General features: G+C 67.2%; 24 protein-coding genes and 1 tRNA gene. 14 read left to right on the forward strand and 11 right to left on the reverse strand.

Annotated elements, in window-relative coordinates; translation table 11 throughout:
• The first annotated feature begins 21 nt into the window (after nt 1-21).
• The 5 genes from GON01_RS06300 (at nt 22) to GON01_RS06320 (ending at nt 4226) form a co-directional block, all read left to right on the forward strand.
• A complete protein-coding gene (locus GON01_RS06300) occupies nt 22-1449 on the forward strand; it encodes a S41 family peptidase (RefSeq protein ID WP_309503784.1) in 1428 nt (475 codons plus the stop codon).
• Between the two features lie 52 nt (nt 1450-1501).
• Complete coding sequence (locus GON01_RS06305) at nt 1502-1903, forward strand: addiction module antidote protein (protein ID WP_157026532.1); 402 nt, start codon at nt 1502-1504, stop codon at nt 1901-1903.
• Between the two features lie 69 nt (nt 1904-1972).
• The gene (locus tag GON01_RS06310; RefSeq protein WP_157026533.1) at nt 1973-2656 is read left to right on the forward strand and encodes a ferritin-like domain-containing protein; all 684 of its coding nucleotides are present in this window, start codon (nt 1973-1975) and stop codon (nt 2654-2656) included.
• Between the two features lie 2 nt (nt 2657-2658).
• A complete protein-coding gene (locus tag GON01_RS06315) occupies nt 2659-3093 on the forward strand; it encodes a GtrA family protein (protein WP_181600207.1) in 435 nt (144 codons plus the stop codon).
• A complete protein-coding gene (locus GON01_RS06320) occupies nt 3093-4226 on the forward strand; it encodes a glycosyltransferase family 4 protein (protein ID WP_157026535.1) in 1134 nt (377 codons plus the stop codon). The genes GON01_RS06315 and GON01_RS06320 overlap by 1 nt, the downstream gene beginning before the upstream one ends.
• Here the strand turns inward: GON01_RS06320 and GON01_RS06325 are convergent.
• Together GON01_RS06325 and GON01_RS06330 are read right to left on the reverse strand one after the other, a co-directional pair.
• Nucleotides 4210-5025, reverse strand: coding sequence for a formate/nitrite transporter family protein (locus GON01_RS06325; RefSeq protein WP_309503786.1), 816 nt, complete (start codon nt 5023-5025; stop codon nt 4210-4212). The two genes, GON01_RS06320 and GON01_RS06325, sit on opposite strands and share 17 nt — an antisense overlap.
• Entirely contained in the window at nt 5018-5971 is a 954-nt protein-coding gene (locus GON01_RS06330; protein WP_157026536.1) for a mechanosensitive ion channel family protein, read from the reverse strand. Before GON01_RS06330 ends, GON01_RS06325 begins: the two co-directional genes overlap by 8 nt.
• A gap of 265 nt (nt 5972-6236) precedes the next feature.
• On the opposite strand from GON01_RS06330, the gene GON01_RS16900 reads away from it, so the two are divergent.
• Nucleotides 6237-6419 carry a DUF1622 domain-containing protein gene (locus GON01_RS16900; protein WP_309503788.1) on the forward strand — a complete coding sequence of 61 codons (183 nt, stop codon included), beginning with the start codon at nt 6237-6239 and terminating at the stop codon, nt 6417-6419.
• 80 nt (nt 6420-6499) lie between these two features.
• On the opposite strand, the gene GON01_RS06340 is transcribed toward GON01_RS16900, so the two are convergent.
• On the reverse strand, nt 6500-8878 hold the full coding sequence (locus tag GON01_RS06340; protein WP_157026537.1) for a TonB-dependent receptor: 2379 nt from the start codon (nt 8876-8878) through the stop codon (nt 6500-6502).
• A gap of 101 nt (nt 8879-8979) precedes the next feature.
• On the opposite strand from GON01_RS06340, the gene GON01_RS06345 reads away from it, so the two are divergent.
• Complete coding sequence (locus GON01_RS06345; RefSeq protein ID WP_157026538.1) at nt 8980-9606, forward strand: TetR/AcrR family transcriptional regulator; 627 nt, start codon at nt 8980-8982, stop codon at nt 9604-9606.
• Here the strand turns inward: GON01_RS06345 and metW are convergent.
• The 3 genes from metW to GON01_RS06360 are packed head-to-tail and all read right to left on the reverse strand — an operon-like array spanning nt 9592 to nt 12403.
• On the reverse strand, nt 9592-10179 hold the full coding sequence (metW, locus tag GON01_RS06350) for a methionine biosynthesis protein MetW (RefSeq protein WP_157026539.1): 588 nt from the start codon (nt 10177-10179) through the stop codon (nt 9592-9594). The two genes, GON01_RS06345 and metW, sit on opposite strands and share 15 nt — an antisense overlap.
• On the reverse strand, nt 10176-11288 hold the full coding sequence (metX, locus tag GON01_RS06355) for a homoserine O-acetyltransferase MetX (protein ID WP_181600230.1): 1113 nt from the start codon (nt 11286-11288) through the stop codon (nt 10176-10178). The genes metW and metX overlap by 4 nt, the downstream gene beginning before the upstream one ends.
• On the reverse strand, nt 11285-12403 hold the full coding sequence (locus tag GON01_RS06360) for an alanine racemase (protein WP_157026540.1): 1119 nt from the start codon (nt 12401-12403) through the stop codon (nt 11285-11287). Before GON01_RS06360 ends, metX begins: the two co-directional genes overlap by 4 nt.
• Nucleotides 12404-12458: 55 nt before the next feature.
• On the opposite strand from GON01_RS06360, the gene hisC reads away from it, so the two are divergent.
• Complete coding sequence (gene hisC, locus GON01_RS06365; protein WP_157026541.1) at nt 12459-13559, forward strand: histidinol-phosphate transaminase; 1101 nt, start codon at nt 12459-12461, stop codon at nt 13557-13559.
• Nucleotides 13559-14467, forward strand: a complete 909-nt coding sequence (locus tag GON01_RS06370; RefSeq protein WP_157026542.1) for a prephenate/arogenate dehydrogenase family protein — start codon at nt 13559-13561, stop codon at nt 14465-14467. Before hisC ends, GON01_RS06370 begins: the two co-directional genes overlap by 1 nt.
• On the opposite strand, the gene GON01_RS06375 is transcribed toward GON01_RS06370, so the two are convergent.
• Nucleotides 14468-15211 carry a peptidase gene (locus tag GON01_RS06375; protein WP_157026543.1) on the reverse strand — a complete coding sequence of 248 codons (744 nt, stop codon included), beginning with the start codon at nt 15209-15211 and terminating at the stop codon, nt 14468-14470.
• 100 nt (nt 15212-15311) lie between these two features.
• On the opposite strand from GON01_RS06375, the gene GON01_RS06380 reads away from it, so the two are divergent.
• Nucleotides 15312-15467 (forward strand): hypothetical protein, encoded by a 156-nt coding sequence (locus tag GON01_RS06380; RefSeq protein ID WP_157026544.1) that lies wholly within the window; start codon nt 15312-15314, stop codon nt 15465-15467.
• A 51-nt stretch (nt 15468-15518) separates the two neighbouring features.
• Here the strand turns inward: GON01_RS06380 and GON01_RS06385 are convergent, their stop codons facing one another.
• Genes GON01_RS06385 through ftsE form a run of 4 tightly spaced genes read right to left on the reverse strand, consistent with a single transcriptional unit; the run spans nt 15519 to nt 18308 of the window.
• On the reverse strand, nt 15519-16193 hold the full coding sequence (locus tag GON01_RS06385; protein WP_181600208.1) for a lysophospholipid acyltransferase family protein: 675 nt from the start codon (nt 16191-16193) through the stop codon (nt 15519-15521).
• A 5-nt stretch (nt 16194-16198) separates the two neighbouring features.
• Nucleotides 16199-16729: a YdcF family protein gene (locus GON01_RS06390; protein ID WP_181600209.1), complete on the reverse strand. Its 531-nt coding sequence runs from the start codon at nt 16727-16729 to the stop codon at nt 16199-16201.
• Entirely contained in the window at nt 16726-17607 is an 882-nt protein-coding gene (locus GON01_RS06395; protein WP_181600210.1) for a cell division protein FtsX, read from the reverse strand. The genes GON01_RS06390 and GON01_RS06395 overlap by 4 nt, the downstream gene beginning before the upstream one ends.
• Nucleotides 17604-18308 carry a cell division ATP-binding protein FtsE gene (gene ftsE / locus GON01_RS06400; protein WP_181600232.1) on the reverse strand — a complete coding sequence of 235 codons (705 nt, stop codon included), beginning with the start codon at nt 18306-18308 and terminating at the stop codon, nt 17604-17606. The genes GON01_RS06395 and ftsE overlap by 4 nt, the downstream gene beginning before the upstream one ends.
• A 120-nt stretch (nt 18309-18428) precedes the next feature.
• Between ftsE and GON01_RS06405 the strand changes: the two genes are divergently transcribed.
• From GON01_RS06405 to GON01_RS06420, 4 genes are all read left to right on the forward strand, one after another.
• Nucleotides 18429-19127 (forward strand): MJ0042-type zinc finger domain-containing protein, encoded by a 699-nt coding sequence (locus tag GON01_RS06405; protein WP_157026547.1) that lies wholly within the window; start codon nt 18429-18431, stop codon nt 19125-19127.
• An 81-nt stretch (nt 19128-19208) separates the two neighbouring features.
• Nucleotides 19209-19295, forward strand: a tRNA-Leu gene (locus GON01_RS06410).
• A gap of 210 nt (nt 19296-19505) precedes the next feature.
• Nucleotides 19506-21932, forward strand: a complete 2427-nt coding sequence (locus GON01_RS06415; RefSeq protein ID WP_157026548.1) for an AAA family ATPase — start codon at nt 19506-19508, stop codon at nt 21930-21932.
• Nucleotides 21929-23791 carry a UvrD-helicase domain-containing protein gene (locus GON01_RS06420; RefSeq protein ID WP_198159794.1) on the forward strand — a complete coding sequence of 621 codons (1863 nt, stop codon included), beginning with the start codon at nt 21929-21931 and terminating at the stop codon, nt 23789-23791. The genes GON01_RS06415 and GON01_RS06420 overlap by 4 nt, the downstream gene beginning before the upstream one ends.
• The last annotated feature ends 116 nt before the right edge of the window (nt 23792-23907 follow it).

Genomic DNA, 23907 nt, shown 5'->3' on the forward strand with positions numbered 1-23907 from the left:
GAACTTGCGGGGAGTTTTGGCGTGGTAAAGCGCTGGCGTTCTTTCGGCGCGCTGCTTGCTTTGGCAGCAATCCTAAGCGGTTGCGGCGGTGGTGGCGGCGGGTCCGCGAGCGGGCCGATCGCCGGGGGCCCCTCGCCGGCCCCTTCGCCCAGCGGCGCATGCTCGCTGTCGGCGCGCCAGAACTGGGCGTTCGGCGTCCTCAACGAATGGTATCTGTTCCCGGAGACGCTGCCGGCTAGCCTCGATCCCACCCCCTATGCGACGGTCGGTGATTATATCGACGCGCTGACCGCGACCGCGCGCGGCCAGGGGCGAGACCGCTTCTTCACCTACCTGACCTCGATCAAGGAGGAGGATGCCTTCTACAATGCCGGCGCCAGCGCCGGGTTCGGGTTTCGGCTCTCAACCGACGCGGCGCAGCAGCGCGCGTTTGTCGCGGAGAGCTTCGAGGGCGCGCCGGCCTTCGCTGCCGGCATGGACCGCGGCGACGAGATCGTCGCGATCGGCGAGACGGGCAATCTGCGCCTGGTGTCCGACATCATCGCGGCGAGCGGCACCGGCGGCGTCTCGGACGCGCTCGGTCCCGCCACTGCCGGGGTCACGCGAACGCTGCGCCTCAGTGGCCCGGCGGGCACGCGCGAGATCACGATCACCAAGGCCGACTATTCGCTGCAGCCGGTCTCGAGCCGCTATGGCGCCAAGATCATCGACGAAGGCGGGCGCCGGATCGGTTATCTGAACCTGCGCACCTTCATCACCACCGCCGATTCGCAGCTGAAGACGGCGTTCGGCCAATTCCAGGCGGCGGGCGTCACCGACGTGATCGTCGACCTGCGCTACAATGGCGGCGGACTGGTCGACAGCGCGCAGTTGCTGGGCGACCTGCTCGGCCGCGCGCGCTTTCCCACGGAGGTGCAGAACCGCACCGTCTTCCGCCCGGAAAAGGCGTCGAGGAACGAAACCCGCTTCTTCCGCGCGCAGGGTCAGTCGGTCGCGGCGATGCGAATCGCGTTCATCGGCACCGGCGCCACGGCATCCGCGAGCGAGCTCGCGATCAATTCGCAGCTGCCCTATTTTCAGCAGAACATGGCGCTGGTCGGCGCCAACACCTATGGCAAGCCGGTCGGGCAGATCGCGATCGACCGCAGCCAGTGCGACGACCGGCTCCGCGTGATCGCCTTCGCGACGAAGAACGCCAATGGCGGCGGCGACTATTATACCGGGCTTGCCGGCACGATCCCGGTCACCTGCCAGGCCGGGGACGACCTCAGTCACCCGCTCGGCGACCCGCAGGAAGCCTCGGTGCGCCAGGCGCTCGACTTCATCGCGGGCAAGGTCTGCACGCCGATCCCGACCGGTCAGACGAGCCAGCGGCTCGCCGCCCGGCGCGAGCTGCTGCGCCCGGCCCGGCCGAGCGCGGCGCAACGGGAAGTGCCGGGACTGTTCTGATCTTTTTGCTATTGCGACTTGATTGCAATAAGAGGGCATGCATAAGGGTTGCATGTTCGCAGAGCTGTTCGCCGCCCCGCCCCTCCTTGCCGATCTTGCGCCGGAACAGGCGGCGATCGTACGCGCGGGCCGCGCCTGGGTGGCGGCGCAGCGCCACGGCCGCTGCTGCCCGCTCGCCATCGCCGCCGTCCATCTGGACAGCCCGGCGGGAGCCCGGGCGCTGCACCTGCTGCTGGCCGGCATCGGGGCCTGCTGGCCCGAACCGGTCGCGATCGCCCCGCCCTGCTGTCCGCGGCTGACGCACGACGAAGCGACCCTGATCGGGATGGTGCTGGCCGCGCACCATCACGGCCGGCCCGTCTTCGACGCATTGCTGTGCGAGATGCTGGACGGCGACGCGCGCGACCGTCTGTTCGCGGCGGCACGCTCGATGGGACAGACGATCGCCTGCTAGCGCGGCCGAGGGAACTGGAGCGGCTGCGAAACGATTGAGTCCGCCGCACTCTGCCGATGAGGCGCATCGATGTCCGCGTGGTTCCGCCGCCGCTACCTCGACCTGCTCGGGTCGATCTACATCTACAACGAGCATCGGGGCTATACGGCGATCGACCGTGTGCTGGAGGCGGTGCGGGTCCGCTCGCCCGACGATCACGCGCTGATCGCCGCGATCGAGAAGCACCGCGCCGACGAGCGCAAGCATTACGCGATGTTCCGCCGCTGGTTCGAGCTGCGCGGCGTGATGCCGTTCGGGGTCGACCGCACGATCGGCCACATCGACCGCTTCGTCGAGATCATGTTCCGATCGACCATCGACGGCCTCGACACGCAGGCGGTGATCGACAGCGACCGGCTGTTCGAACGGCTCTGCCGGGTCATCTCCCTGACCGAGCAGCGCGGCTACCGCCAGGTCGAGATTCTGCTGAACCACCCGATCGTGCGGCGCGACAAGGCGCTGATTCGCATCTTCCAGGTGATCGAGAAGGACGAGCCGAGCCACTGGGCGCCCTATGATGGGTGGCTGCGTACCCACGGCAAACGGCAACCGCGATGGTGGGAGCAGGCAATCGACGGCTTCATCCATTCGGAGCTGCTGCTGCTGAAGCTGCCGATTCTGTTCCTCAACCCCTGGCTCCGGCGCCGGAGCGACTGGGTGGACGCGCACGATCCGCGGCCGGCGACCGCGGCGCCGCTGGCGGTCAGTCACTGACCGTGCCGGACGCAGCGGCGCCACCGGCCGGTCTCGCCGCGCGCCTGCTCTCGCGCAAGGCCGGTGCGATGCTGATGCGCAACACCGCGGTCAGCTGCCTTGCCTTCGCGTTCGACCTGGCGCTGCTCTGGGCGCTGGTGCGCTGGGCGGGCATCGACAAGCTCGCCGCCGCCGCGATCGGCTTCATCGCCGCGAATACGCTGCATTATGCACTGGGGCGCAGCTGGATCTTTCGCGGCACCGATCGCGGCGTCGCCAGCGGCTATGCCTATTTCCTCGTCAACGCGCTGGTCGGGCTGGCAGTGACGATGGTCCTTTACGCAGCCTTCCTGCGCTTCACCGCGATCGACTATCTGGTCGCGCGCGTGATCGTGTCCGTGTTCGCCGGCCTGATCGTGTTCGTGCTGAACGCGGTGCTGAACTTTCGCCGGCTCTGATGCGGATCGCGCTGTTTTCCGGCAACTACAACTATCTGAAGGAAGGCGCGAACCAGGCGCTGGACCGGCTCGCCGCACATCTTGAGGCGCATGGACACCAGGTGCGCGCCTATTCGCCCGTGACCGACACGCCCGCGTTCGAGCCGGCGGGAACCCTGATCCCGGTGCCTTCGATCCGGCTGCCGGTGCGCGGCGAATTCCGGCTGGCGCTCGGTCTGCCGCGCCATATCCGGTCCGATATCGAGCGGTTCGCGCCCGACATCGTGCATGTGTCGACGCCCGACATCCTCGACACGCGCGCCCAGACCTTCGCGAAGCGCCTCCGCGTCCCGGTGGTGGCGAGCCAGCATACCCTTTTCGAGACCTATCTCGCCTATTACGCCCTTGGCTGGGCGCGGCCGCTGGTCGAGGCGCACCTGCGCCGCTTCTACCGCCGCGCCGATCATGTGCTTGCGCCGACCCCGGCGCTGGTCGAAGACATGAAGCGGCTGCGCGGCGACGATCGCGCCAGCGTCTGGAGCCGGGGCGTCGACCGCGCGCTATTCGATCCGGCCCGGCGCGACATGGATTGGCGGCGTGAGTACGGCGTCGCAGACGATGACGTGGCCGTGCTGTTCTTCGGGCGTCTCGTGCTGGAAAAGGGCGTCGACATTTATGTCGCGGCGCTCCGAGCCCTGCTGGAGCGTGGCGTCCGCGTGCGGCCGCTGGTCGTCGGCGCCGGACCTGCGGAGAGCGCGTTCGCAGCATTGCCGGGCGCGGTTCTGACCGGACATCTGGAGAAGCAAGCTCTCGCCCGCGCAGTCGCGAGCGCCGACCTGATGCTGACGCCGAGCCTCACGGAGACGTTCGGCAACGTGGTGCTGGAGGCAATGGCGTCAGGTCTGCCGGTGGTCAGCGCCGATGCGCCCAGCGCCCGCGCGTTGGTCGAGGGCGGCCACACCGGCCTTCTCTGTTCGCCCCTTGACGTGCAAGCCTATGCCGATGCGGTTGCAGCGCTCGCTTCAGACCCCGATCGGCGCCGAACAATGGGCGCCGCCGCCCGCAAAGCGAGCGCGGCGTATAGCTGGGACGCAGCGTCGGAGAGCGTGCTCCAGGCCTATCGGCAAGTTCTTGCGCTCAGATCTCCTGGCTGACCTGGGCGTGGGCAAGCACTGCGAACAGGCCGGTGCTGCCGATGATATTGCCCGCGAGCGCCGGCAGCAGGAAGCCCGTGATGACCCAGCCCGCGTCCGCCTGTCCCGTCCACATCAGCAGGAACGCCTCGGCCGCCCCGGCGATCACGTGCGCGAAGCCGCCCAGGCTGATCGCCAGCGTCAGCACCAGCACGACCCAGAAACCGGTCTCGTTGTGGGCCGACCGGATCCAGGCGACCGACGCCATGATGAACCCGGCCGGGATCGCCTGCATCATCGTGTCGAAACTGTCGCGCGCCAGCAGCTTGGCGGATACGGCGACCATCCCGTCCAGCATCGGCGCGGACTGCACATGCCCCTGCGCCGCCAGCGCGGTGACGGCCGCCGTGCCGGCTAGGTTCCCACCGAGCACGATCGCCCAGAGCCGCGCGACGCGACCCGCGTTGCGCCAGCTCGTCTCGCGCGCGAACGGCAGGATCGCCACGACCGTCTGCTCAGTGAACAATTGCATGCGGCCGAGCACGACGATCAGGAAGCCGACGGGATAGCCGAAGGCGACCACGGCGTCGCGCCACGGCGCGTCCGGCAGGTAGCGATGCAGCGCGCCACTGACCGAAACCGAGGCCATGATCGCGATGCCCGCGGCGACAGCCGACCAGAACAGCGACGAGGCCGGCCGCTCCAGTTCCTCCTCGCCCTGCTTCGAAATCGAGGCATGGACGACCTTGGCCGGCGCGGGGCTGTTCTCCTCGACCTGCTCGCGCTCCTTGGGCGACAGCTTTTCCGCCGGATCAGCCACGGGGCGGGCTCGCCGGTTCGAGCTTGAGCGGCGGCACGGCGGTGATCTCGTAGGTTGCGGACGCGATGCCGATCCCGGCGGCGTCCAGCGCGACCAGTATGTCGCGGCTCATCGCGTCCTTGATCGCGCGGGTACCGTGGTCCGGCGTCAGAAAGCGCAGCGCGAGCTCCAGCCAATTGTCGGTGATGCGCCAGTAAACGCGCGGGGCGATGTCGAGGCCTTTCAGATTGTAACGCCGCTCGAGCTCGTCGAGCCGGTCCGGATCGATCCGCTCCGGCGTCAATGCGTGGGCCCTGGCGGCGTCGAGCAGGATGCGCTCGGCCGCCGCGCGATCGTCGGCATAGCGGACGGGCAGCCGGATCTCGTCCCACAGATAGGGGAAATGATGGGTGTAGTTATACACCGGCTCGTCGAAGATCTTGTCGTTGGTGACGGTCACGATCCGGCCGGTGAACTGGCGGCTGTGTACCCAGACGGCGGGAGCCGCGTCCTGAACCGGTGGCGGCTCACCCATTTCCATGATCTTAGTCTGCATGAACGATAGCGCAATCACGTCGCCGCGCACGCCGCCCATCACGATCCGGTCACCGACGTTGAAGGTCTTGCCGCGCAGGATCACAAAATAGCCGGCGACCGCGGTGATCACGCGTTGCAGCGCGAACGCGATGCCGGCGGTTACCAGCCCGAACACCGTGCTCAGATGCGCCGGATTGTCGAACCAGATCGAGATCAGCCCGAGCAGCAGCGCAATCGCCAGCAGCAGGGCCACGCCCTGACGGCTCCAGAAGCGGAAGCGGGGGCTGTCGACCGAGTGGCCGATCCAGCCGAGCAATGCGCGCAGCAGCGCGCCGATCGCCCAGATGCCCAGCACGAAGGCGAGCGTCAGCAGCAATTTGTGCCCGGTCGCGGCATCCGCGCCGATCAGGTGGACGCCGAACAGCTCCATCCCCGCGCCAACCGGCAGCCGCCGATCGGGTTCCGGAACCCCAAAGCGCGAACGCCTGTTGTCCGGCCGTGTCGGATGCCCATGCCATTATCGAGCAGTTGGCCAAGCTGCTGGAAATCGCTGGCGTCGCCATCATCCTGGGCGGCGTGGTGCTCGCGTCTGCGATCTTCGTGCGGGCGGGTCTCGCGTCGCATAATGGCGGCTGAGTTACGAGCAATATCGCGCGAACCTGGGCCGCGGCATCCTGCTCGGGCTGGAGCTGCTGGTGGGCGCAGACATCATCGGCACGATCACGGCGCCGCTGACGTTCGAAAGCGTCGGGTTGCTGGCGATCATCGTGATGATCCGGACCTTCCTCAGCTTCTCGCTGGAGACCGAGATCGAGGGCTGCTGGCCCTGGCAGCGGGCGGCCCGAAAGGCGCAGGGCGAGACCGACAAGAGCCGGTAGTGGATGGGCCCTTCCCGGGAGAAGGGGAGAGGAAAGGGCCCACCCGCCCCTCCCGCAGGAGAGGCGGGAGGGGAATCCAATCAGAACTTCACGCCGAAGCTGGCGAAGACCTGGCGCGGATTGCCGTAGAAGGTGGTCACCACGCCTTCCTTGCCGAGGCTCGGGATCACCTGTCCTTGCGCGGTCCGGAGCGGGACGGCCGTGACCGGATCGACCGCCAGGAACTGGTAGCCCGACGAGATATACTGCTTGTCGAGGATGTTCTTCGCATGCAGCCCGATCGAATAGCGCTGGTCCTCGCTGGTCCAGACGATCGAGGCATCCCAGATCGCATAGCCAGGCTGGTCGAGAAACGGACTCGGAGATTCGAACTGGAAGGTCTTGCTGCGGTAGGAGACCGTCGTCAGCGCGTCGATCGAGCCGGAGCCGATCGGCACGTCATAGTCGAGCGTGCCCGACAGCGTCCATTTCGGCGTGTTCTGGATGCGCCGGAAATCGGCGACGTCGACCGGGCCCCGGCCCGGCACGTTGGTGACGAACTGGTCGTACTTCGCATCGATATAGCCGAGCGTGCCGGAGAAATTCAGCCGGTCGCCGTCGACGCCGAAGTCGCGGGCGAGGACCGCCTGCGTCTCAAACTCGACGCCCTTGAAGGTCGCCTTGCCGGCATTGGTGGTGACGCCGACAAAGGTCGGCACGCCGTTGATCACGGCGCCCACCGAACCCGGCACCTGCACGTCCTTATAGTCGGCATAGAAGCCGGCAAGAGCGAAGCGCACCCGGTTGTCGAGCACCGACGCCTTCCAGCCGATCTCGTAGCTGTCGACCTTCTCCGGATCGAATAGGAAATAATCGAAGATTTCGGACGCGCTGCGCGTGCCGTCGCCGTTGGTGTCGGGCGCGGCCGTCGAGAGACCGCGCGGGTCGAAGCCGCCGCCTTTGAAGCCCTTCGAATAGCTGGCGTAGAGCGTGTGATCCTCGGTCGGCTTGAAGCTGATCGAGGCGCGCGGCGTGAACTCCTTGAAGGTCTTCTCGCCAGTGAAGTTGGACGTGAGCGCGCCGAGCTGGACGCCGGCGCCGCCGAGTGCCGGCGAGGCGCCGCCGACGAGGTTCTTGCGGATCACGACCGCGTGGCGCTTGTCCTCGGTGTAGCGGCCGCCCAGCGAGACCGCGAACTGGTCGGTGATATTATAGGTGAAATCGCCGAACACTGCCCAGGTCTTGGTGCGCACGTCGCCGAAGGTCGAGGCAGTGAAGCCGGGCAGGCCCAGCGGAACCCCGGTCGTGTCCAGGATCACGTCGAAGATGTTCCGCGCGCGAGCATCCAGATAGTAGAAGCCGGCGACGCCCTGCAGCTTGTCGCTTTCATAGACCGCCTGGAATTCCTCCGACCATTGGCGGTTCTGGTAGATCGCCGGCACGTCGACATCCGCCGCGGGCAGCGCGTCGAAGTCGATCGGCGTGGCGCTGCGGTCCTTGCGCCAAGCAAGGATGTTCTTGAACGTCAGCGTGTCGGTCGCCGCCCATTCGAGCCGCCCGGCGACGCCATAGGCCTTCACGTCCTGGTGCGGCGTGTTGAGCCCGGCGCGGGTGTCATAGACGTCGTCCAGCGCCGGCGCGCCGCTCTGCAGACCGGGAATCAGCCGGTGGCCGTTGCGCGGGTTGGACTTGTCGTGAGTATAGTCGCCGCTCAGCCGGAAGAAGAGGCTGTCCTGACTGCCGGCCTCGGCGGTGAAGCGGGCGGCCCACACGTCCTTGTTGTAGTTTTCCAGCCCGTTGGTCAGGTTCTTGCCGAAGCCGCCGCGGCTCAGCCGGGCGACCGAGCCGCCGATGCGGAAATCCTGAGTCAGCGGGACGCTGCCGGTCGCGACCAGATCGGCCTGCTCATATTCGCCGAGATTGCCGCGCAGGCTCAGCTCGGCATCGTCCGGGTTGAGGTTCTTGGTGACGTATTTGATCGCGCCGCCGATCGTGTTGCGGCCGTAAAGCGTCCCCTGCGGCCCGCGCAGCACCTCGATGCGCTGCAGGTCGTAAATGTCGAGCACCGCCGCCTGCGGGCGGTTCAGATAGACATCGTCGAGATAGAGGCCGACGCCCGCCTCGAAGCCGGCGACCGGGTCCTGCTGGCCGACGCCGCGAATGAAGGCGGTCAGCGTCGAGTTGGTGCCGCGACTGGTCTCGACCGTGATGTTCGGCGTCGTGTCGGCGATGTCGGTGATGTCGATCGCGCCCTGGCGCTGCAGCCCGTCGCCGGTGAAGGCGGTGATCGCGACCGGCACGTCGAGCAGATTTTCCTCGCGCCGGCGCGCGGTCACGACGATGTCGAGGTCGCCGGCCGCGGAATCCTCGGCTGTCGTCTGCGCGGGCGGCGGCGCGTCCTGAGCAAGTGCCGGAGCCGCCGTCAGTGCCGCAGCGGCAACACCCAGATTGAACAGCGCGCGCGTCGAAATCCTGATCATTCTTTCCCTCCCCACGGGGCAGCCCTCCCTGCGGCTTGTGCCCGTCGTCGGGGCGGCTATACTGAAACCTGAACCGGGTTTCAACTTCGGTCGGAGCGGGGATGCAAAAGACGGGGGACAGTAGCAGCGCTGCAACACCTGGGGCGAAGCAGCCGCGCACCGAACGCGGCCGGCGGACGCTGCGCGCGATCCTCGACGCGGCGGCCGTGGAATTCGGCGACCGGGGCTTTCACGAAACCGGGATCATCCAGATCACCCAGCGCGCCGGCGTCGCGCTCGGCACTTTCTACACCTATTTCGATTCCAAGGAGGACGTGTTCCGGGCGCTGGTCCGCGACTTCTCCGACAAGGTGCGCGAGGGCGCCGGCCGCGCGCTCGCCGATGCGACCGACCAGATCGACGCGGAGCGGCGCGGCCTCGACTGGTTCCTGCACTTCGCGCGCCAGCACAAGGAAATCTACCGGATCATTGACCAGGCCGAGTTCGTCGACCAGGACAGCTTCCGCTTCCACTATGAGACGACGGTCGGCCGGATCCGCAAGCGCCTGGAGGCCGCGGCCGCGCGCGGCGAGGTCCGTGCGGACGTCGGCGAAATCCACGCCTGGGCGATCGGCGGGATGAACGTGTTCCTGGGCCTGCGCTACGGCGTGTGGAGCGACAAGGAGGACCTGTCGGAGATCGCCCGCATCGCCAACGACTTCGTCGCCAACGGGCTAGCGCCGAAGTAGGAACACCGCGTGCTCGGCGCGGAAGTTCGCGGCTGCGGCGCTGGTCAGCCTGTCGCCGGACAGGAACCAGGCCCCTTCGACCGTCAGCCCCCGCTCGCGAACGAAGGCTCGGAAATCATCGATCGTCGTGTGGTGGATGTTCGGCGTCTCGTACCACTCCAGCGGCAGCAGCCGCGTGACCGGCATACGTCCACCCCAGAGCAGCGACAGCCGCACCCGCCAATGGGCGAAGTTCGGGAAGGACACGAACGCCTTGCAGCCGATCCTGAGCAGCTGGTCGAGCACCTGATCGGGCCGGCGTGTGGTCTGCAGCGTCTGGCTGAGGATCGCATAGTCGAACGCGTCGGCCGGATAATCGGCCAGGTCGGTATCGGCATCGCCCTGGATCACCGAGAGTCCACGCGCGACCGCGGCGGCGACATTGGCCGAATCGAGTTCCAGCCCGCGCGCGTCGACCTGTCGCAGGCCGCTCAGCGCCGCCATCAGCGCGCCGTCGCCGCAGCCGACATCAAGCACCCGCGTGCCCGGGGCGACGTTCGCGGCGATGATCGCAAGGTCGGGGCGAAGCGTCATCTGGACGCCAGGAACCCTGCAATCACCCGGTCCATCTCCGTATTCTCCAGCAGGAAGGCGTCATGGCCGAACGGGCTGGAAAGCTCGACGAAGCTGGTCCGCGCGCCGGCGGCGTTAAGCGCCTGGACGATCGCGCGGCTTTCGGCGGTTGGGTACAGCCAGTCGCTGTCGAAGCTGATCAGGCAGAAGCGCGTAGCCATGCCCATGAAGGCATTGGCAAGCGATCCGCCATGTTCCTCGGCGATGTCGAGATAGTCCATCGCCCGCGTGATATAGAGGTAGGAGTTCGCGTCGAACCGATCAGTGAAGCTCAGCCCCTGGTGGCGCAGATAGCTTTCGACCTGGAAATCGGCGTCGAAGCCGAAGCTCTTCGCGTCACGCGCCTGAAGACGGCGCCCGAATTTCTCGGTGAGGCCGGCCTCCGACAGATAGGTGATGTGCGCCGCCATCCGGGCCACGGCGAGACCCGCGGCGGGCGGCGTGCCATCGTAATAGTCGCCGTTCCGCCAGTTCGGGTCGGCCATGATCGCCTGTCGCCCGACCTCATGAAAGGCGATGTTCTGGGCAGAATGGCGCGCCGAGGATGCGATGACCAGCGCCGCCTCGACCCGGTCGGGATAGGTGGCCGCCCATTCGAGCGCCTGCATGCCGCCCATCGACCCGCCCACCACTGCCTTCAGCCGCGCGATGCCGAGATGATCGAGCAAGGCCGCCTGGGCGCGCACCATGTCGCGGATCGTGATCACCGGAAAGCGCATCGCGTAGGGTCTGCCGCTCGCGGGATCGACGCTCGCCGGACCGCTCGACCCCATGCAGGATCCCAGCACGTTCGCGCAGATCACCAGATTCCGGTCGGTGTCGATCGGCTTGCCCGGACCGACCACGCGCTGCCACCAGCCAGGCTTGCCGGTGCGGGGATGGGGCGAGGCGAGATGCTGGTCGCCGGTCAGGGCATGGCAGACCAGGACCGCGTTCGAGGCGGCGGCGCCCGGCGCGCCATAAGTCTCGTACGCGATCTCGATTTCGGGAAGCGATGCGCCGCCGTCCAATGGCAACGGGCCCGGCAGCCGGACGTGGCGGTCGAGGCCGAAGCGGGCATCGACCGTCACGCCCAGCCCCCGAAGCGCGGCCACAGGGCGGCGATCGCGTCGTCGCCGTCCAGCACGTGATAGCGGTCGTGCTGCGCCGCGGTCGCGCAGGCGTGGTTGGGCAGGATGCGGAGCATCGTGCCGATCGGGAACCGCGCCAGGTCGAGCGGCCGGCCGTGCCGGTCGGCCACGATGCCATGCTCCTGGTTGGCGGAAATGACGATCAGGTCCTCCGTCCCGCTCACCAGTCCATAGCCCTGGTCGACCGGCTGCGCCTGCGTCCCGCGATCGCGGGAAAGCGCCATCCAGCCCGCATCGGTGATCAGCCAGCCGCGCTCGGCCTGATGTCCGATCACCGTCGCCGCGACCGAGATCGCAATGTCGTCGACCGCGCAGACGCCGAGCCCCGCCATCACCAGATCCTGGAAGACATAGACCCCGACCCGCACTTCGGCGACACCGGACAAGTCGCGCGCGAAAGTGGCGGTCGGAGTCGAACCGACGCTGACGACAGGGCACGGGAACCCGGCGCTGCGCAACGCCTCGGCCGCGCGGACCGTGCCCGATCGTTCCAGCTCGGCATGGGCTGCGATCCGCTCTTCGCCCGGCGCGTCGTAGGACCCGCCGCCATGAGTCATCACGCCGCGGAGCTCGGCCCCGTCCGCGAGCCGGCCCGCAATGGCGGCGAGCAAGGCCGCATCGTCGGGCGCGACCCCGGCGCGGTGACGATCGCTGTCGATCTCGATCAGGACAGGCAGCTTCAGCCCCTCCGCGCGCCCGAACGCCGCCACGGCTTCTGCCGCCGCGATGCTGTCCAGGATCAGCGAGAGCGTGGCGCCGCGCCGGGTCAGCTCCGCGACGTGCGCCAGCTTGTTCGGCGCGATGCCGACCGCGTAGAGGATGTCGCGAAAGCCGGCGGCGAAGAACTGATCCGCTTCCCTCAACGTCGATACCGTTACGCCGCCGGGCCAGCCCTCGACCATCGCGCACGCGACCTCGACCGACTTGGCGGTCTTCAGATGCGGGCGCAATGTGACGCCATGCCGCCTCATCGTCGCGTTCATCCGCGCGATATTGGCGCGCATTTTCGCGGCATCGAGCAGCAGGGCAGGCGTTTCAAGATCGGCGAGGCGCATGCGTGTCCTTATCGGTCCGCTTGCGTCGGCGGCAATCTCCTTTAGACGCCCGGCCATGCTCGCGCCCGCGCCGAAGCCGTGGATCATGGAGATCGCGCCCTATGTGCCGGGCCGCGCGACCACCGACGATGGCCGACGGGTGGTGAAGCTTTCCTCGAACGAGAATGCGCTCGGCACCAGCGAAGCGGCGCGCGCGGCCTTCGCCTCGGCCGCGGACAATCTGGAGCGCTATCCCGACGCGAGCGGAACGATGGTGCGGGAGGCGACCGCCGCGAAATACGGCCTCGATCCGGCGCGCGTGATCTACGGCAACGGATCGGACGAGATCCTGCATCTCGCGGCCGGCGCGTTCGCCGGCCCCGGCGACGAAGTGATCTTCGTCCGCTACGGCTTTTCGGTCTATGAAATCGCCGCCCGACGGGTCGGCGCGGTGCCGGTGGTCGCGCCGGACAAGGACTATGCGACCGATGTCGACGCGATCCTTGGGCACGTCACCGAGCGGACCCGGATCGTCTATCTCGCCAACCCGAACAACCCGACCGGCACCTATACGCCGCGCGCAGAGATCGCGCGGCTGCACGCGAACCTGCCCGGCACTGTGCTGCTGGTGCTCGACCACGCCTATGCCGAGTATCTGGATATCGGCGAGGACGATGGCGGGCTGGAGCTGGCGAAGGCCGCAGCCAACGTGCTCGTGACGCGCACCTTCTCCAAAATCCACGGCCTTGCCGCCGAGCGGATCGGCTGGGGCTATGCTTCGGCCGCGATCGTCGAGGCGCTGCACCGCATCCGCCTGCCGTTCAACATCACGATCGCCGGACAGCGCGCCGCCGTCGCCGCGCTGGGCGATAGCGCTTTCGTCGATCGGTCTCGCGCGCATAACGCGAAGTGGCGCACCTGGCTGGCCGAGCAGATCGCCAGCCTGGGAAACACCGGCATCCGCGCGATCCCGAGCAGGGCCAATTTCCTGCTGGTGCTGTTCGAGGGCCGGCTGACCGCGGAAGCCGCGTACAAGGGGCTGATGGAGGCCGGCTACATCACCCGCTGGCTGCCGGGCCAGCAGCTCGGCCATGGCCTCCGCATCACGATCGGCACCGAAGCCGATATGCGCGGCGTCGCCGAGGCGCTGCGCCGCCTGGCCGGGCAGGCCGGCTGATGCTGCCTTTCGCGCGGGTCTCGATCATCGGGCTGGGGCTGATCGGCTCGTCGGTTGCGCGCGCGGTGCGGCAGCACATGCCGACCGTGCGGCTGACGGGATATGACGCCGATCCGCAGGTGCGGAGCGTCGCCGATCGGCTGCAGCTGAGCGACGACATCGCCGACAGCGCGGGAGCCGCCGTCACGGACGCCGACCTGGTGCTGCTCTGCGTGCCGGTCGGCGCGATCGGCGCCGCCGCGAGCGAGATCGCCGCCGACCTGCCGCCCGACGCGATCGTCAGCGACGTCGGCTCCTCCAAGGCCGGGGTGGCGGAGGCGCTGCGCAGCGCGCTTCCGGCCGCGCAGATCGTGCCCGCCCATCCCGTCGCCGGCACCGAGAACAGCGGACCGGAGGCCGGATTCGCGAGCCTGTTCCACGGCCGCTGGTGCATCCTGACGCCGGTGGAAGGCACTGATCCCGCCGCAGTCGCGCGGGTGGAGGCCTTCTGGCAGGCGCTGGGCGCGAACGTCGAGACGATGACGCCCGAGCATCACGATCTGGTGCTCGCCGTCACCAGCCATCTGCCGCACCTGATCGCCTATACGATCGTCGGCACGGCGTCCGACCTGGAGCAGGTCACCCGGTCCGAAGTGATCAAATATTCGGCCGGCGGCTTTCGCGACTTCACCCGCATCGCCGCCTCCGATCCGACCATGTGGCGCGACGTGTTCCTGGCCAACAGGGACGCGGTGCTGGAAATGCTGCAGCGCTTCAGCGAGGACCTGACCGCGCTGCAACGCGCGATCCGCTGGGGCGACGGCGACACGCTGTTCGACCTGTTCACCCGCACCCGCGCGATCCGCCGTTCGATCATCGAGCAGGGCCAGGACGAAGCCCGCCCCGATTTCGGCCGTTCGCACGAATAGTCAGTCCATCCAGGGCGGGGCCGGCAGGCCTGAGGCGGCGTCGTAGATCAGGTCGGCCCAGCGGTCGGCCAGGTCCTGGAAATAGCCGTCGTCGCGCTCGATCCGGCGGCTCAGCACCGCGTGGCCCACAGCCGCCGGCATCACCAGCAGGTCGATCGGCATGGCGACGCCCAGGTTCGACTTCATCGTGCTGTCGAACGACAGGCAGGCGATCTTCACCGCTTCCGGGATCGGCGTGTCGTGGCGCAGGGCGCGGTCGAGGATCGGGCGGCCATATTTTGTCTCGCCGATCTGCAGGAATGGCACGTCGGCCGTGCATTCGATGAAATTGCCGATGCTGTACACCAGGAACAGCTTGATTGGCCCCTCGCCCACCCGGCCGCCGACCAGCAGCTCGACGCTCGCATCGACGTGCGCGCGCTCCAGCGCCTCGCCGACGGTCGCGCCGACCCGCTCCACCGCTTCGCCTACCAATTGGGCGACCCGGAACATCGTCGGCGCTTCGCTCAGGCACCGCCGATGCTCGCCGGTTTCGGACGCGAGCTGATCTTCCTGCAACAGGCTGATCACCGATTGGCTGACCGACAGGCTCCCGGCCGTCGCCGCATAGATCTGCCGGTCCGGGCCATCTGCGAGCACGTGCAGCTTCCGGAAGGTCGAGAAATTGTCGACTCCGGCATTGGTGCGCGTGTCGGCCATCAGGATCAGGCCGGATTCGAGCAACATGCCCAGGCAGTAGGTCATCCGCGATAGTCCTCCGCTGGCCGATTTCCTCGAAACCGACGCCGTCGGCAAAGCGTTCCTACCCCGCGTCCCCAAGGCGCAGTGGGTAAGGAGCCCGACCATGCAGAACAAGAACAACGACCGTGACCGCAACCGCCAGCAGAGCGGCTCCGGCAACGATCGCAGCCGCCAGCAGCAACAGCAGGGCGGCGGCGACAAGCGCCAGCACGGCGGCAGCAGCGGCCAGCGCGGCGGCCAGAACCGCAGCGACCGCTAAGCGGATCGCCCGACCAAAGGGCCGGCTCGCAAGGGCCGGCCTTTTTTTTGCTCAGTCGTTCAGCGCGTTGATCGCGGCGTGGACGCGCGCTTCGACTTCCTCGCGCGGCAGGCCCGGCGGGATCATCTCGCCGATGCGGAAGGTGACGATCCCGGGCCGCTTCGGGCCATGCTTCGGCAGCAGCCGTCCGCTGTCGCAGGCGATCGGGACCAGCGGCAGGCCCAACATCCGATAAAGCCCCGACATGCCCGATTTCAGCGGCGGTCTTTGCCCGTGCGGCACCCGCGTTCCTTCCGGAAAGATCAGGATCGGACGCCCCTCGGCGATCAATTCCTTCGCTTCGGCAAGCATGGCGCGAAGCGACTTGGCCCCGGCCTCGCGTTCGACGACGATGCCGCCATAGCGGCGGCAGGCCCGCCCCCATAGCGGAATGTCCATCAGCTCGCGCTTGAAGACGGGCGCCGGCCGGTCGAGGAACAGCAGCGCCTCCAGCGTCTCGTACATCGCCTCGTGCTTCATCGCGATGAGCGCGGGGCCGCGCGGCACTTCCCCTTCGATCCGCCAGCGGACGCCCAGCAGCACGCGCGCGCACCAATCGTGGAACCTCACCCAGCGATAGATGTGGCGGGTCAGCGTCTCCCGCCCCGCCAGGGCGAACAGCGGCGCCAGCAGCACGAAAGCCGCGCTCCCGGGATAGAACAGCACCTTGAACAGAAGCCCGCGCATCGCGCTCAATAGCCGGCCAGCGCGGCGGCGCGCCGCAGCAGATATTTGTGATATTCGGTCAGCAGCACCTTCAGGTCGGGCTCGCTGTGCACCGCGTCAGTGACGATCGCCACCTGTTCCGGCAGTGCCTGGCGCAGCTCGAACCGCGCACGGCGCATATGCCAGTCGGTCGTGACCAGCCGGATGCTGCGATAATGGTGCGTCTCGATCCAGTCGGCCGATTCGGCGGCGTTCGAGCGCGTGTCGACCGCTTCGTGGCCGAGGTCGATGCAGCAATCGAACAGCGGCAAAGGCGGACGGTAAATCTTCAGGAAATCGCGCCGCGCCACCTCCATGTTCACGCCGGAGACGAGCATGCGCTTGGCCTTCCCCGCCTGCATCAGCGTCAGCCCGCGCTCAATGCGTTTTGGACCTCCGGTCAGCACGATGATCCCGTCGGTACGCTGGTCGCCGGCCGGCCGCGGCAGCAGCCCGACGAACACGACGAAGCCGATCACCCAGGCGAGGATCAACGCGGAGAGCAGGCGCCGGATCACAGGCTGCGCCTCAAGGCTCGCTCGACGGTCAGCCGTGCCGCCGCCGTCGCCAGCAGCGCGCCCGCCATCGGCACGGCGACCAAGGCGAGCCAGCCGGCCGGCTCCAGCCGGACCGAGCCGACCAGCTCCGATCCGACGGCACCGATCCTCCCCGCCAGCAGGATCAGCACCAGCGCGCCCGCCGCAAAGCCCAGGCCGCCGCCGAACAGCGCGTCGAGCGCGATCCGGCGCTGGAACAGCCGCGCGATCTGGATATCGGTCGCGCCGAGCAGATGGAGCACGTCGATCGTCTCGCGGTGGGTGTTGAGCGCCGCGCGCGCGGCGAGCACGACACAGGCCGCGGTCGCCACGCCCATCAGCAGCACCAGCAGTCCGGCAAGCCAGCGCAACGCACCAACCAGGTCGCGGAGCGGCGCCAGCGCCTGCGCATGCGCGTCGACACGGGCAGAGGGAGCGACGCGGGCGACCGCCGTCTTGAGCCGCGGCAAGGCCGCCGGAACGGCCAGGTCGACATCGACCAGGGCGGGCGCGGGCAGTTCGAGACCGCCGGGGCCCAGCCACGGCTCGAGCAGCTGGGCGATCTCCGCGTCGCTGACCCGCGTCACGTCGCGAACGTCCGGCAGCGCGCGAGCCGTCCTTGCCGCCGCTTCCGCTTGCTGATCGCGCGCCACCCGGTCGGCTTCGACGATCTGGATCGTGACGCGGCCGGCGATCTGGTCGCCGAGCGCGCGCGCGGAGCTGGCGAGCGCGAGGCCGGCCGCGGCGGCGAGCACCGTCAGGAAGACCATGATCGCGATCACCCACGGCATCGGGCCTGCCGCCCGCCCTTCCGGCAGCAGCCGCCGGTCGGCGGCAGTGAAGGCAAAGGGCAGCGTCACGCGGGCACGCGCGGCGGATAGCGCAGCGCTCCGGTCGGGTCATCGAGCCGGCCGCGTTCGAGCCGCATGATCGAAGCATTGGGGACGCGCGAGACGAGGTGCATATCGTGGGTCGCGACAACTACCGTCGTGCCGAATTTGTTCAGGGCATCGAACAGGTGGAGCAGCCGGGTCGCCATCTCCGGGTCGACGTTGCCGGTCGGCTCGTCCGCGACCAGCATCTCCGGCTGGCCGATCACCGCACGCGCGATCGCGACCCGCTGCTGCTCGCCGCCCGACAAGGTCGCCGGCCTTGCGCTCGCCCGTCCCGCCAGGCCGACCCAGGCGATCATCTCGCCCACCCGCTCGGCGATCTCGCCTTCGTCCACGCCGGCGACGCGTAACGGCAGTGCGACATTGTCGAACGCTGACAGGTGAGGCACGAGCCTGAAGTCCTGGAAGACGACGCCGATGCGCCGCCTGAGCGCCGGCAGCCGCTCGCGCGGCATCGTCACCACGTCCTCGTCGAACAGCCGGATCAGGCCGCGGCTCGGCCGCTGCGCGAGATAGAGCAATTTCAGCAGCGACGTCTTGCCGGCCCCCGAGGCGCCGGTCAGGAAATAGAAGGCGCCGGGCGCCAGGCTGAAGCTGATGTCCGAAAGGGTTTCCGCGCCCATGCCGTAGCGCAGACCGACATTCTCGAACTTCACGATGCTTGCCACCGCCCTCGCTTCCACCCCTTTCATGACGCCATCGCACGCCGTCGCGGCCCGCGTAAAGCACCGTGCTTGCGCGGCGAGTCGCGAGACGTTTAGAAGACGTTAGGGAAGGGGCCGCGCCAGATGATCCTCGAATGTCCAGCGTGCCGCACGCGCTATACCGTCCCCGACGATGCCGTGGGCGTGAACGGCCGCGCGGTGCGATGCGCCAAATGCGGGCATAGCTGGCATCAATGGCCGCCGGGGCACGAGCCGGAGGCAGTGCCGTCGGGCCAATTGTCCGACGCGCCGCAGCCGGAAGTCTCGGCGCCCCCGCCCGATGCCGACGTTCCGGTGCCCGGCTACGCCGACGACGCGGTCTATCGCGATTATGAGGACGATACGCCCAGGCGCCGCAATCCCGCACTGCGCTGGACGATCATCGCGGCCGCGATCGGCATCTTGCTGCTGGCCGCGGTCGCCGCGCTGCAGTTCATCGGCCTCGACCGGGTGCGTACCCAATTGGGCCTTGCCGAGCGCGGATCGGCGGCGGCGCTGCTGCTCGAAGTGCCCCGCAAGCCCGAGCGGCGCGCGCTCGCCAGCGGCAATGAACTGTTCGCGCTCACCGGCCGCATCGTCAATCCGACGCGCGAGCGCCAGCACGTGCCCGACATTCAGGCCGAGCTGCAGGACGCGCAGGGCCGCGTCGTGTACAACTGGATCATCACCCCGCCGTCGCGCACGCTGGGGCCGGGCGCCTCTGCCCAGTTCGACGCGGCGGTGTACGACGTACCGAAAGGCGCGCGCGAGCTGAAGCTGAGCTTCGTCGGCGAGGCGTCCTAAAGGGTTGTTGCGAGCGCCGGAACCCTCTGCTAGGGGCACCGCCTTGCCAGCGCCGGACCCGTCCGGTGAAGTGTCTCGAGTGCGGTCGTGGCGGAACTGGTAGACGCGCAACGTTGAGGTCGTTGTGTCCGAAAGGACGTGGAAGTTCGAGTCTTCTCGACCGCACCATTTCTTCAGCTAAACGGCTGAAAATACACCAAAAAATCAACAGCGCCCTGCTAGCCCACCATTCGATCCCCCCGACTAAGTCGGCCGGCCGAGGCTTCTCAGTGACGTTGCTGGCGTGTAGGATCCCATCGCCATTGCCTCGATTAAAGCGGGTTTAGTTGGTTGTCCCCTCGCCTGCGTCGTCCTAAAGCTCGGTTCGGGGGAAAACCGATGCACATCAAGCACATCGAGATCAGCAATTTTCGCAAGTTGCGCGCCGTACGGATCGACTTGGCAGAGGAGAAGACTGTCTTCGTCGGCGCCAACAACAGCGGCAAGACCTCAGCCATGGTCGCCTTGCGCAAATTCCTGGTCGACACGGGCGACTTTTCGCTGAACGACTTCACTCTCCCGCACTGGCGCAAGCTCGATGACCGCGCCGTGGCCTGGGAAGAGGCTTATTTGGACGGCCAGCCGCTTCCGGAGATCGCTTGGGACGATCTGATGCCCAGCCTCGATGTCTGGCTCCATGTCGAGGCCACCGAGCTGCGCTACGTCAAGAAATTCCTTCCAACCATCGAATGGGCCGGCGGCCTGCTGGGCGTTCGTCTGCGCTATGAGCCGAAGGAGCCGGAGACACTCCGCCGCGACTATCTGGCGTGCCGCAAGGAGGCGATCGACACGCTGCTCAAGGCAAAGCTCGCTGATAGCCCTCCTATTGGGAGTGGCGCCGAGGCGCCGCTAACCGTCGCTCAGGGCGCTGCCCAGGCCGCGCCGGCGGGAGATGAGTTAGGCGTGTTGGCTGCCCCGGCACCGAGCGGGGGCGGTAAAAGGCCAGCCGTGGAGGTGCCGCTCTGGCCCCAAACCATCACTGAATACCTGCAGCGACGGATGCGCGGTGCCTTCGGCATCAAAGCGTACCTGCTCGACCCCGACCTGCTTACGGTGCCGACCAACGGCGAGGCCCATCCCCAAGCGCTCGATCCCTTGAACTTAGCGCTGGAAAGCGACCCCCTTCGCCAGCTGATACGGGTAGACGAGATCGGCGCGCAGCGCGGTTTGGGATTCACAAAGGCGCGGACGGAGGACGAGGACCGGCCCGAGCCGAGCGGTCGACGCCTGTCTAGCCAGCTTCGCACATATTATTCCAATCACCTCGACCCTTTCGACAAGCCCGAGCCGAAAGACTTCGAGGCTTTGCGATCTCTGGAGGAGGCACGGCTGGCGTTTGAGGAACGGCTTGAAGACTGCTTCACGGCCGCCCTGGCCGAGCTGCAGGCGCTCAACTATCCGGGCGTCACCGACCCGCGGCTGAAGCTGAGCAGCGTCATCCGCCCGATCGAGGGCCTTAACCATGCCTCGGCGGTACAGTACGAGGTGCCTACGACGGGCGCCGACGCCAAGTCGGCGCATCGCCTGCCAGAGGAGTCCAACGGACTGGGCTACCAGAACCTCGTCTCTATGGTTTTTGGCCTAATGAGTTTCCGCGATCGCTGGATGCGGGTCGGCAAGGCCGGCGCCGCGGTACGCGACGAGGACAGCTTTATCGCGCCTCTCCACTTGGTTCTAGTCGAAGAGCCGGAGGCGCACCTTCACGCCCAAGTTCAGCAGGTCTTTATCAAGGAGGCCTACAACGTCCTGCGTCGGCACGACCGGCTGGGCGAGGCCAGAACGCATCGCACCCAATTGGTGGTCAGCACTCATTCCAGCCACATTGCTCATGCTTGTGAGTTCGAGTGCCTGCGGTACTTCCGCCGCCGGCCGGCCGACGCCGCAACCGGCGCGGTGCCGTTGGCCAGCGTGATCAACCTGTCGAGCGTATTCGGCGCCGGCGACGCCACCGCGCGGTTCGTGACCCGTTATCTGAAGGCTACCCACTGCGACCTCTTCTTCGCCGACGGCGCGATCCTGCTCGAAGGACCGGCTGAACGTATCCTGGCTCCGCATTTCGTTCAGACCCGAGCGGCCTATGACCATCTTCGGCGCTGCTACGTCAGCTGGTTGGAGGTGGGTGGCAGTCATGCCCACCGGCTTCGGCCGCTCCTCCATGCCCTGGCACTTCCGACCCTGATCGTTACCGATCTCGACGCCAAGGACCCCAAAAGTCAGGCTGCCGCGCCGCCGCAGCGCGGCGTGGGCCTCTTGGCGCGGAACGAAACCTTGAAGACCTGGGTTCCGAAGGAAGAGAAGCTCGATGTCCTGCTGGACGCAAAGTTCGAGGATAAAGTCCATACCGATGACACCGGTTACGCCGTCCGGGTCGCCTACCAGCAGCCGTGCCAAGTCAGTCTGAAGAGCGGGACGCTGGCCGAGGCGCTCGCCAATACTTTCGAGGACGCCCTGGTCTATGAGAACCTCGGCATCTTCGAGCGCCTCGAGGGAACCGGCCTCATCGCCAAGTTCCGGGATGCCATCGCTGCGGCAGCAGACCTGCCCGCGCTCGCCGCGGACGTCCAGAAGTTCCTGGTAAAGGGCAAGGCCGAGTTCGCTCTGAACCTTCTTTACGCGACCTACAAGAAGACCGTCGACGGCACCCAGACGGAGGCGGACGTGATCGACGACTTGGTGGTCCCGGCCTACATTCATGAAGGGCTTATGTGGCTGTCGGGAGAACTGAAGCAGCGCGAACTGGAACTGCCGGCGGCGGCTGCGGCGTGACTGAAGCGGTGATTGCGTCCGACAACATCGATCTGGATAGCGGCGCCGACGAGCTTATTGCCAAGTGCCTGGACCTAGACGCGCCGCAGAGCTTCTTTCTGTTCGCCGGCGCGGGGTCGGGCAAGACCGGCTCTCTGGTTCGAGCCCTGAAGTCTGTCCAGGCGCGTTTTAGCCGGGAGCTTCGCTTGTCAGGCCGCCGGGTGGCGGTGATCACCTATACCAACAAGGCCCGTGACGAGATCGAGCGGCGCCTGGAATTTGACCCAATCATCCAGGTAAGCACCATCCACAGCTTTGCCTGGCAGCTGATCGGCGGGCTAGATCGCGACATTCGGGAATGGCTTCGCGGCAACCTCGCGTTGGAGATCGCGGATCTCAGGACGGCAGAGGCGAAGGGCCGGGCGGGCAAGGCCTCAGAAACCAGAAAGGTGAAGATCGCCAGCAAGACGCGGCGGCTGGAGCGTTTGGATGAGGTGCGTCGTTTCACCTACAGCCCGACCGGCGAAAATCGCGGGCAAGCCGCGCTCAGCCACACTGAAGTGCTGAAGATCGCGACGGAATTTCTGGCCAAGCCGGCCATGCGTCAGATTCTGGTCGGCGAACATCCGATCCTACTGATCGACGAGAGCCAGGACACCAACGGTCCCCTGCTCGACGCGCTCTTCGCCGTCCAAGCCGCGCACCGGGACGCGTTTGCCCTAGGCCTGTTCGGCGACATGATGCAGCGGATATACAGCGACGGACGCAAGGGTCTTGGGGAGGACCTTCCCGAAGACTGGGCCAAGCCCAAAAAGCAGCTGAACCATCGCTGTCCCAAGCGGGTCATCGCCTTGCTCAACAAGATCCGCGGTCCGGTTGACGCGCAGGTCCAGACGCCTCGCACGCGGGCGGTCGAGGGTCTGGTGCGGTTGTTCGTGCTGCCGGCGACGACCGCCGACAAGGCGGGGGCCGAAGCGGCGGTCGCGGCGTGCATGGCCGAGCTGACCAAGGATTCGGCCTGGCACGAGGCATCCGGGTCCAAGCGCCTGATCCTCGAGCACAAGATGGCCGCCCGACGACTCGACTTCTTGGAACTCTACGCACCGCTTTACGCCGTGGACGGTTTCAAGACAGGTTTGCGCGAGGGCAGCTTGCCGGTCGTGCGCTTCTTCACCCATGAGGTCGCGCCGCTGGTCAGGGCGCAGCGCGCGGACGATCGCTTTGCAGTGGGGCGCTTGCTGAGGGACAGCTCGCCCCTGCTTGCGCTGACCCAGGATGGGGACGCCACTGACATGCCTGCGGCGCTGGCGGCGGTGAGAAACGCCTTGGGCGAGTTGATGGGCCTGTTCGAGAGCGGCGCGGACCCAGCGCTCGTTAACGTGCTTCGCAATATAATGGGCAGTCGGCTCCTGTCGATTCCGGAAAGCCTGCAACCCAGCGCCCTTCGAAAGATCGCGCCTGAAGCCGCCCACGGTAACGACGAGGAGGCCGACGACGAGCGCACGGCCGCGATCGACCGGTTCCTCGAGGCCCCGTTCTCGCAAGTGATCCGATACGATGACTATGTCTCTGGGCGCGCGGCGTTCGACACCCACCAAGGCGTAAAGGGGCTGGAGTTTCCGCGCGTAATGGTGATCATGGACGATTTGGAGTCTGGCGGGTTCACGTTTAGCTACGAGAAGCTGCTCGGCAGCAAAGGCGAGGCTAACGAGGCCACCCAGCGCCTGTTCTATGTCACCTGCAGCCGCGCCGAGGAGAGCCTCGCGCTCGTAACCTATAGCGCCGATCCCGAAGCTGTTCGGCGCAACGTCATCGCCAATGGCTGGTTCGAGCCGCACGAGATCGAAGTGATGGAACCGAGCGTTGGCATCTCCAGCTGATGCGCTCATCCGGGTCGATTGGCGACGGTGCGCGCCAAACAGGGTGTCGTGGATGACGCCTGCTCAAAAGGCTGTGGGCGACTCACTCCTCCACACAAATACGCACTTGTGAGTCG

The sequence above is a fragment of the Sphingomonas horti genome (assembly GCF_009753715.1).
Taxonomy (GTDB): domain Bacteria; phylum Pseudomonadota; class Alphaproteobacteria; order Sphingomonadales; family Sphingomonadaceae; genus Sphingomonas_B; species Sphingomonas_B horti.

What these genes read in the sequence shown, in the direction of transcription:
- GON01_RS06305 (WP_157026532.1), top strand. Translation starts at nt 1,502, where the DNA reads ATGTTCGCAGAGCTGTTCGCCGCCCCGCCCCTCCTTGCCGATCTTGCG.
- GON01_RS06310 (WP_157026533.1), top strand. Translation starts at nt 1,973, where the DNA reads ATGTCCGCGTGGTTCCGCCGCCGCTACCTCGACCTGCTCGGGTCGATC.
- GON01_RS06320 (WP_157026535.1), top strand. Translation starts at nt 3,093, where the DNA reads ATGCGGATCGCGCTGTTTTCCGGCAACTACAACTATCTGAAGGAAGGC.
- GON01_RS06330 (WP_157026536.1), bottom strand. Translation starts at nt 5,971, where the DNA reads ATGGAGCTGTTCGGCGTCCACCTGATCGGCGCGGATGCCGCGACCGGG.
- GON01_RS06340 (WP_157026537.1), bottom strand. Translation starts at nt 8,878, where the DNA reads ATGATCAGGATTTCGACGCGCGCGCTGTTCAATCTGGGTGTTGCCGCT.
- GON01_RS06345 (WP_157026538.1), top strand. Translation starts at nt 8,980, where the DNA reads ATGCAAAAGACGGGGGACAGTAGCAGCGCTGCAACACCTGGGGCGAAG.
- metW (WP_157026539.1), bottom strand. Translation starts at nt 10,179, where the DNA reads ATGACGCTTCGCCCCGACCTTGCGATCATCGCCGCGAACGTCGCCCCG.
- GON01_RS06360 (WP_157026540.1), bottom strand. Translation starts at nt 12,403, where the DNA reads ATGCGCCTCGCCGATCTTGAAACGCCTGCCCTGCTGCTCGATGCCGCG.
- hisC (WP_157026541.1), top strand. Translation starts at nt 12,459, where the DNA reads ATGCTCGCGCCCGCGCCGAAGCCGTGGATCATGGAGATCGCGCCCTAT.
- GON01_RS06370 (WP_157026542.1), top strand. Translation starts at nt 13,559, where the DNA reads ATGCTGCCTTTCGCGCGGGTCTCGATCATCGGGCTGGGGCTGATCGGC.
- GON01_RS06375 (WP_157026543.1), bottom strand. Translation starts at nt 15,211, where the DNA reads ATGACCTACTGCCTGGGCATGTTGCTCGAATCCGGCCTGATCCTGATG.
- GON01_RS06380 (WP_157026544.1), top strand. Translation starts at nt 15,312, where the DNA reads ATGCAGAACAAGAACAACGACCGTGACCGCAACCGCCAGCAGAGCGGC.
- GON01_RS06385 (WP_181600208.1), bottom strand. Translation starts at nt 16,193, where the DNA reads ATGCGCGGGCTTCTGTTCAAGGTGCTGTTCTATCCCGGGAGCGCGGCT.
- GON01_RS06405 (WP_157026547.1), top strand. Translation starts at nt 18,429, where the DNA reads ATGATCCTCGAATGTCCAGCGTGCCGCACGCGCTATACCGTCCCCGAC.
- GON01_RS06415 (WP_157026548.1), top strand. Translation starts at nt 19,506, where the DNA reads ATGCACATCAAGCACATCGAGATCAGCAATTTTCGCAAGTTGCGCGCC.